5 protein-coding genes are annotated in these 6,949 nt (G+C 68.6%); 1 reads left to right on the top strand and 4 read right to left on the bottom strand.

The window, feature by feature from the left end; genetic code table 11:
• The first annotated feature begins 734 nt into the window (after positions 1-734).
• The gene (locus tag AN215_RS30010) at positions 735-1,469 is read left to right on the top strand and encodes a tetratricopeptide repeat protein (protein ID WP_070012279.1); all 735 of its coding nucleotides are present in this window, start codon (positions 735-737) and stop codon (positions 1,467-1,469) included.
• 75 nt (positions 1,470-1,544) lie between these two features.
• On the opposite strand, the gene AN215_RS03300 is transcribed toward AN215_RS30010, so the two are convergent.
• Genes AN215_RS03300 through AN215_RS03285 form a run of 4 tightly spaced genes read right to left on the bottom strand, consistent with a single transcriptional unit; the run spans position 1,545 to position 6,938 of the window.
• Positions 1,545-3,362 (bottom strand): IucA/IucC family protein, encoded by a 1,818-nt coding sequence (locus AN215_RS03300; protein ID WP_070012280.1) that lies wholly within the window; start codon positions 3,360-3,362, stop codon positions 1,545-1,547.
• A complete protein-coding gene (locus tag AN215_RS03295) occupies positions 3,359-4,021 on the bottom strand; it encodes a GNAT family N-acetyltransferase (protein WP_079122635.1) in 663 nt (220 codons plus the stop codon). The genes AN215_RS03300 and AN215_RS03295 overlap by 4 nt, the downstream gene beginning before the upstream one ends.
• Positions 4,021-5,415, bottom strand: a complete 1,395-nt coding sequence (locus tag AN215_RS03290; protein WP_476755941.1) for a lysine N(6)-hydroxylase/L-ornithine N(5)-oxygenase family protein — start codon at positions 5,413-5,415, stop codon at positions 4,021-4,023. The genes AN215_RS03295 and AN215_RS03290 overlap by 1 nt, the downstream gene beginning before the upstream one ends.
• Positions 5,412-6,938, bottom strand: coding sequence for a pyridoxal phosphate-dependent decarboxylase family protein (locus AN215_RS03285; protein WP_070012282.1), 1,527 nt, complete (start codon positions 6,936-6,938; stop codon positions 5,412-5,414). Before AN215_RS03285 ends, AN215_RS03290 begins: the two co-directional genes overlap by 4 nt.
• Positions 6,939-6,949 lie beyond the last annotated feature (11 nt).

The following is a 6,949-nucleotide window of genomic DNA, read 5'->3' as shown; positions in this document are numbered from 1 at the left end:
GATGGTACTGCATGCGGGAGCGTGTGGGAGAGTAGGACACCGCCGAACTATCATTCAAGAGCCCGTGGCTCACAGCGTGCATGCGCTGCGAGCCACGGGCTTTTTTTGTTTCGAGTATCGAGTAATGCGATATGTGCGGGTGCCGAAGAAATGGCCTCGTACTGCAGACAGGAGTCATGCCGATGTCCACCGAATCGTCCGACGATCGGCCTGAGCGTCGTCCTCGTCAGTCAGGCCCGCGGAGCGGTGATGACCGGCCCCGTGGGGAAAAGCGCGACGGCCGCGCGGGCAGTGGAGAGAGCCGTGGACGGGGCGGTTACAGGCGGGACGACGGACGTCGAGGCGATCGGCGTGATGAACGGAAGGACCGGGACAGGCCGCGAGGTGGTGACTCGCGGGGGAGTGACCGGGGCGGACGGTCGCAGGACCGCGGGGACCGGCGCGATGGCGGAGCGCGGCCGGACAGGAACCGCTCCGAGGGCCCCCGCCGCTCCGACGGTCCCCGCCAGGGGCGCCGGGACGATGACAGGCCGCGTGGACCTCGCCGGGACGACGAGCGGGGTGGTGGTGGCAGGCGCCCCTACGGTCAGAGCGGGTCCCGCGGACGGGACGACCGCGAGCGGCGCGGTGGATTCCGGGGGCGGCGCGACGACGACCGCGGCGGGCCCGCCCGCCGGGGCGGGCGCGACGAGCGCCGGGACGACCGCCGGCATGACCGGGAAGCGCCGAGGCGGCTGCCAATCGACGAGGACGTGACCGGCGCCGAGATCGACAAGGAAGTCCGGCAGGAGCTGATGAGCCTGCCGAAGACGCTCGCGGAGGACGTCGCGAAGAACCTCGTGATGGTGGCGAGGTATCTGGATGAGGATCCGCAGGCGGCCTACGGCTATGCCCGGGTGGCGCTGCGGCTTGCCTCCCGTGTCCCGTCGGTGCGTGAGGCGACCGGCTTCGCGGCGTACGCGGTGGAGAAGTACGCGGAGGCGCTGGCGGAGTTCCGTGCCGCGCGCCGCATGACGGGGCTGCAGCACCTGTGGCCCGTGATGGCCGACTGTGAGCGCGGGATGGGCCGGCCGGAGAAGGCGCTCGCGATGGCCGGCGAGCCCGAGGTGCAGAAGCTGGACAAGGCCGGGCAGGTGGAGATGCGGCTCGTCGCGGCCGGAGCCCGCCGGGACATGGGCCAGGCCGAGGCTGCCGTGGTGACGCTGCAGAGCCCGGAACTGGCGTCCAGTTCCCAGCAGCCGTGGACTGCCCGGCTGCGCTATGCGTACGCCGACGCTCTTCTCGAGGTGGGGCGTGAGGACGAGGCCCGGGAGTGGTTCGCCAAGGCGCTGGATGCCGATCAGAGCGGCTCCACGGACGCTTCGGACAGGCTGGCGGAGCTGGACGGGGTGGAGTTCGTCGACGCCCTCGATCCCGAAGCCGACGACGAGCCCGCCGAGGAAGGGCCAGGGGCCCGCTCCGCGGAGTGACACAGAGGATGCGAGGAGGCGGGAGTCTGTCGGAACTCCCGCCTCCTCGCGGTCGTACCGCCGGAGTCGCTGGGACTACGGCGCGAAGCGTGCCAGCGGGTTGTCCAGTTCGCCGACGAGCTGCAGAGCACCCGCCGGGTCCTGCAGGTCCACCATCTGCTGGTTGTTGCGCAGCTGGAGGCGGTTGAGGCAGGAGAGCGCGAAGCTGCCGGCGAAGAGGTCGTAGCGCTCGAAGCGTTCGGCCAGGTGAGGTGCTGACTTCTGGTAGTCGCGGACGCAGTCGGCGACCGCCGACCAGAAGGAGTCCTCGTCCAGAGTGCCGTTGCCGGCGAGGATGCCGTTGAGGAAGCGCAGGAAGCAGTCGAAGACGTCCGTGAAGAGGGAGAGGATCTTCATCTCTTCGGGAACGTCGGCGCGGATGCGTTCGACCTCCGGCGGGAGCTGCGCCTCCGGGTTCATCACCGCGATCTCCTCGGCGATGTCCTTGAAGATCGCCCGTTTCGGCACGCCGTCCTCGTCGAGTACGAGGATGACGTTCTCGCCGTGCGGCATGAAGACCAGGTCGTACTCGTAGAAGCAGTGCAGCAGCGGCGTGAGATACGTGTCCAGGTACCTGCGCAGCCACGTCACGGCGTCAAGGCCGGAGCGTTCGATGAGCGAGGTGGCCAGGGAGCCGCCTTCGGCGTCGGTGTGGAGCAGTGCCGCCATCGTCGCCAGCCGTTCGCCCGGTGCGAGCAGCGGAACGGGGCTCTCGCGCCAGAGTGCCGCGAGCATCTTGAGATACGGGGAGCCCTTGGGGGCGGCGGCTTCGTACGGGGCGGGGTGGTAGCCGACGGCGGCACATTCGCGGAGCACCGCGAGCCCCGATTCGCGCAGCACTTCGTCCTCGTCGATGAGACGCGCCAGCCAGTCGTTGATGGCGGGCGTGGCCTTCATGTACTCGGCTGAAAGGCCGCGCAGGAAGCCCATGTTGAGGACCGAGAGGGCGGTCTTCACGTAGTGCTTGCCGGGGCTGGTGCCGTTGAAGAACGTACGGATGGACTGCTGCGCGAGGTGTTCGTCGTCGCCGTGGCCGAGGCAGACGAGATTGCGGTGTGCGACCTCGGCGGCGAAGGTGACGGACAGCTTGTTCCACCACTGCCACGGGTGGACGGGGATGAGGAAGTAGTCCTCCAGATCGAGGCCCTCCTCGTGCATGGCGGCCGAGAAGCGGCGAAGCGTCTGTGCGGACAGCTCCGAGAGCAGCAGCTTGTCGTAGCCGAGGTCGGCCGATGCCGTGAACGTGGCGTGGTCGCGGTGGGCGGCAACCCAGATCAGCCGTACGGGGGCGCCGGCTTCGGGGGCGTACGCGCGGTACTCGGCGACGTCGAAGCCGAGGCGGCCGTTGTTGGCGACGAAGCAGGGGTGGCCCTCGGTCATGCCCGCCTCGATCTCCTGGAAGCCGGAGCGGGCCAGGCGGTCGGCACTCACGGGCGTACGGGCCAGTTTGAAGGCCGTGCTGGCGAGGGTGGAGCTGATCTCCTCCAGATAGACGGGCAGGATCTCCTCGCCCAGCCGCAGGGAACCGCGCAGTTCGGTGATGAACGCCAGGGCGTCCAGCGGGAGTTGGTCACCGTCGCGGTGACGGGTGATGCTGCCGCTGTCGATCTGCCAGTGGTCCAGGGCGAACTGCCGTGCCGTGAAGCGGTATTCGGTGGTCCCGTCGTCGCTGCGGACCGCGTAACGGCCGCCGGGCGGATGCTCGCTCGCTGTCAGCGGGGCAGGGGTGAGGAGCCGTTCGTGGGTGAATTCGGCGAGTGCCTTGCGAATCAGCAACCGGTTCGCCAAGTCCCAGCGCTCGGGCGTGAGATGGGAGACGGCATCGCGGGGGGAGAGGGAGGCGGGGCTGGTCATCGGCTCTTCGTCCCTCCTGCGTTCCCGCTCGTTTCGCGGGTCTGGCCGGTCTCACCGGTCGTGCCGGCCTGGCGGGCGGCCTCGAACTGCTCCCGGGTGCACATGCTGAGGTAGGCGTCCTTCTCGGGTTTGGCTATGGTGCGCTCGATCCGGAAGCCGACCGCTTCGTTGAGCGCGTGCACGGCCGAGTTGCGTATGTCCGGTTCGACGACCACTCGGCGGGTGCCGGGGTCCGCGAAGATCATCTCCATCACGGTGGTGATCACGGCGAGCGTGAAGCCGTGCAGCGGGGAGTCGGTGGGTGCGCACAGGAAGTGCATGCCGGCGTCGCCCGGCTGTGCCTCGTACAGACCTTTCAGCTCGACGTGTGCCGGGTCGTAGCGCTCCATGAGGAAGCGCGGCTCGCCCTCGTGGAAGCCGAGATAGGCGTCGTGGTGCGCGGAGGCGGCGATGCCCATGAACTCCCGCTCCACGTCCGTGAGTGTGGCCTCCTGCATCAGCCAGAACGCCGACTTGGGGTGGGTGACCCAGCTGTGCAGCAGCTCGGCGTCGCCCGCCGGGTCGACGGGGCGCAGGTCGAAGCGGCCCAGCCGGGCGTCGGTGCGCGTGTGCACGGTGGCGCCGGTCCCGGCGTCGTTCGTGCGTGGGGTGCTGCTCATCAGTACGGAGCCTCCGTCCCTGTGGTCGTGGCCGGTGCCGCGCCCGGTACCGGTGCGGTGAAGTCCTGGAAGGCGATGGAGCGTTCCACGTGGTAGTACTCGCGGCCGAGCAGTTCACGGATGATGCACGAGTTGCGGTAGGCGGCCATGCCCAGGTCGGGTGTGACGAAGCCATGGGTGTGCAGTTCGGCGTTCTGCACGTAGATCTCCCGGCCGGGGGTGTCCCCGCTGTCGACGCGGTAGTTGCGCCGGACGGCGAACCGGCCCTGTTCGTCCCAGTCGATGCGGTCCGCGACGGGGGAGAGGAACTCCGGTGTGCGGTAGCGGTAGCCGGTGGCGAGGATCAGACCCTCGGTGGTGAGGGTGAAGTCCTGCTTCTGCTCCTCCTGGCGGAGGCCGAGGGTGTACGCGCCTGAGCCGTCGTCGTAGGAGGCGTCCGTCAGGGCGGTGTTGGTCATCAGCCGTGTGGGGCAGGGGCCGTGGAGGCTCTTCTGGTAGAGCAGGTCGAAGATGGCGTCGATCAGCTCGGTGTTGATGCCTTTGTAGAGGTTCTTCTGCGAGGTGACGAGTTCGTCCCGGGTGGCCTGCGGGAGTCCGTAGAAGTAGTCCACGTACTCCGGGGAGGTCATCTCCAGCGTCAGCTTCGTGTATTCGAGGGGGAAGAAGCGCGGGGAACGGGTGACCCAGGTCAGGTGGTAGTCGTGGCCGCCGATCTCCTGGAGCAGGTCGTAGTAGATCTCCGCGGCGCTCTGGCCGCTGCCGACGACGGTGACGGACTTCTTCTTCTGGAGCTCCTGCTTATGGTCCAGATAGCGGGAGTTGTGAATGAAGTCACCGCCGAGGCCCTGGCAGGAGTCGGGTATGTGGGCCGGCGTGCCGGTGCCGAGCACGATCTTCCTGCTGCGGTATGTGCGCTGCTCCCCGGCGGCGAGGTCGTCGGCGCGGACGAGGTAGAGCTCCTCGCTCTCGTCGTACTCGACGCTCGTGACACGGTTGTTGAAGCGCACCGACCCCAGTTTTCCGGCGGCCCAGCGGCAGTAGTCGTTGTACTCGGCGCGCAGCGGATAGAAGCTCTCGCGGATGTAGAACGCGTAGAGCCTGCCCGTCTCCTTGAGGTAGTTGAGGAAGGAGTACGGCGAAGTGGGGTCGGCCAGGGTGACCAGGTCGGACATGAAGGGCGTCTGCAGGGTGCTGTCTTCGAGCAGCATTCCCGAATGCCAGTCGAACTCCGGCTTGTCGTCCAGGAACAGCCCGTCGAGTTCACCGACGGGTTCTGTAAGGCATGCCAGGCCGAGGTTGAAGGGGCCCAGTCCAATGGCCGTGAAGTCGTGGACGTGGGTGGTGTCTTGTGGGGTTGCCACGTGAGTCTCCGGATTCCGGGGGCAGGCGGTCAGCTGGCGCGGGGGTGGACCGGCTCCGGGTCCGGGTGCCGGGTGCCGGGAGCGCCCGGGCGTTCGGTGAGGTAGCGCCCCGCGTGCTCGGCGATGAGGTCGAGGACCGTGGCGATGTCGCCGAGGGAGGTCTCGGGGTTGAGCAGCGTGAACTTCAGGTAGTGCCGCCCGTCGACGACCGTCGAGGCCACGACGGCCTCACCGGAGGCCGAAAGGGCGTGCCGCGCGTGCAGGTTGACCTCGTCCGTCAGGGAGCGGCCGGCGGGCGCGGGCGGCAGATAGCGGAAGACGAGCGTGCTCAGCTGGGGCCGGGTGACCACCTCGAAGCGAGGGTCCTCGCGCAGCAGTCGCCACGCGTCCGCGGCACGGTCCACCACCTCGTCGAAGAGTTCGCCGACGCCCGCGGCGCCCATGATGCGCAGCGTCAGCCACAGCTTGAGTGCGTCGAAGCGGCGTGTGGTCTGGATGGACTTGTCGACCTGGTTCGGGATGTTGTTCTCGGCCATCCGCGCCGGGTTGAGGTAGTCCGCGTGGTAGGTGACATGGCGCAGGGCGGCCTGGTCGCGTACGAGCACGGCGCTCGAAGAGACCGGCTGGAAGAAGGACTTGTGGTAGTCCACGGTCACCGAGTCGGCGCGCTCGATGCCGTCCAGGAGGTGGCGCCGGCGGGAGACCAGCAGTCCGCAGCCGTAGGCGGCGTCCACGTGCATCCACGTACCGGCGCGCTCGCACAGGTCCGCGATGCCGGGCAGCGGGTCGATGCTTCCGAAGTCCGTGGTGCCCGCGGTGGCCACGACCGCCATCACCACGAGGTCCTCACGCTCGCACCGCTCGAGTTCGGCGCCGAGCGCGGAGGTGCGCATCCTGCGGTCCTCGTCGCACGGCACCGAGATGACGGCCTCGGGGCCCAGGCCGAGCAGCGTCGCGGACTTCTCGATGCTGAAGTGACTGCACTCGGAGGTCAGTATGCGAAGCCGCGGCAGGATCTCGGGCTTGCGCAGCGGCGTCGCGGAGTTCTTCTCGACCAGGCGGCAGGCTTCGTCGCGGGCGAGGAGCAGGGCCTGCAGATTGGACTGCGTGCCGCCGCTGGTGAAGATGCCGTCCGCCGCGGTGCCCAGGCCGATACGTTCCGCCGTCCACTTGATGAGGTGGCGCTCGATCAGCGTGCCGCCCGCGCTCTGGTCCCAGGTGTCCAGCGAGGAGTTGACGGCGGAGATCACGGCCTCGCCGAGCACCGCCGGGATGACGACCGGGCAGTTGAGGTGGGCCAGGTAGCGCGGGTGGTGGAAGTAGACGGCGTCACGGAGATAGACGTTCTCCAGTTCGTCGAGGGCGGCCGCCGGGTCGCCCAGAGGGGCTTCCAGGTCGATGCCGGAGACGGTGGGGGCGAGTTGGGACGGGGTGACTCCGGTGAACGGGCGGTCGGCGCCGGCGATCTTCTCCGCGACGCGTCCGACTCCTTCTGTGACGGAGCGCCTGTAGTGCTCCACCGTCCTGTCGTTGAGCAGGTGTGACCTGCTGCTCATGAACTGTCCTC

The sequence above is a fragment of the Streptomyces abyssalis genome (genome assembly GCF_001751365.1).
Lineage (GTDB): Bacteria > Actinomycetota > Actinomycetes > Streptomycetales > Streptomycetaceae > Streptomyces > Streptomyces abyssalis.
This window is presented reverse-complemented; position numbering and strand designations above follow the sequence as displayed.

Coding starts and splice junctions, on each gene's coding strand:
- AN215_RS03300 (WP_070012280.1), bottom strand. CDS start 3,362: ATGACCAGCCCCGCCTCCCTCTCCCCCCGCGATGCCGTCTCCCATCTC.
- AN215_RS03295 (WP_079122635.1), bottom strand. CDS start 4,021: ATGAGCAGCACCCCACGCACGAACGACGCCGGGACCGGCGCCACCGTG.
- AN215_RS03285 (WP_070012282.1), bottom strand. CDS start 6,938: ATGAGCAGCAGGTCACACCTGCTCAACGACAGGACGGTGGAGCACTAC.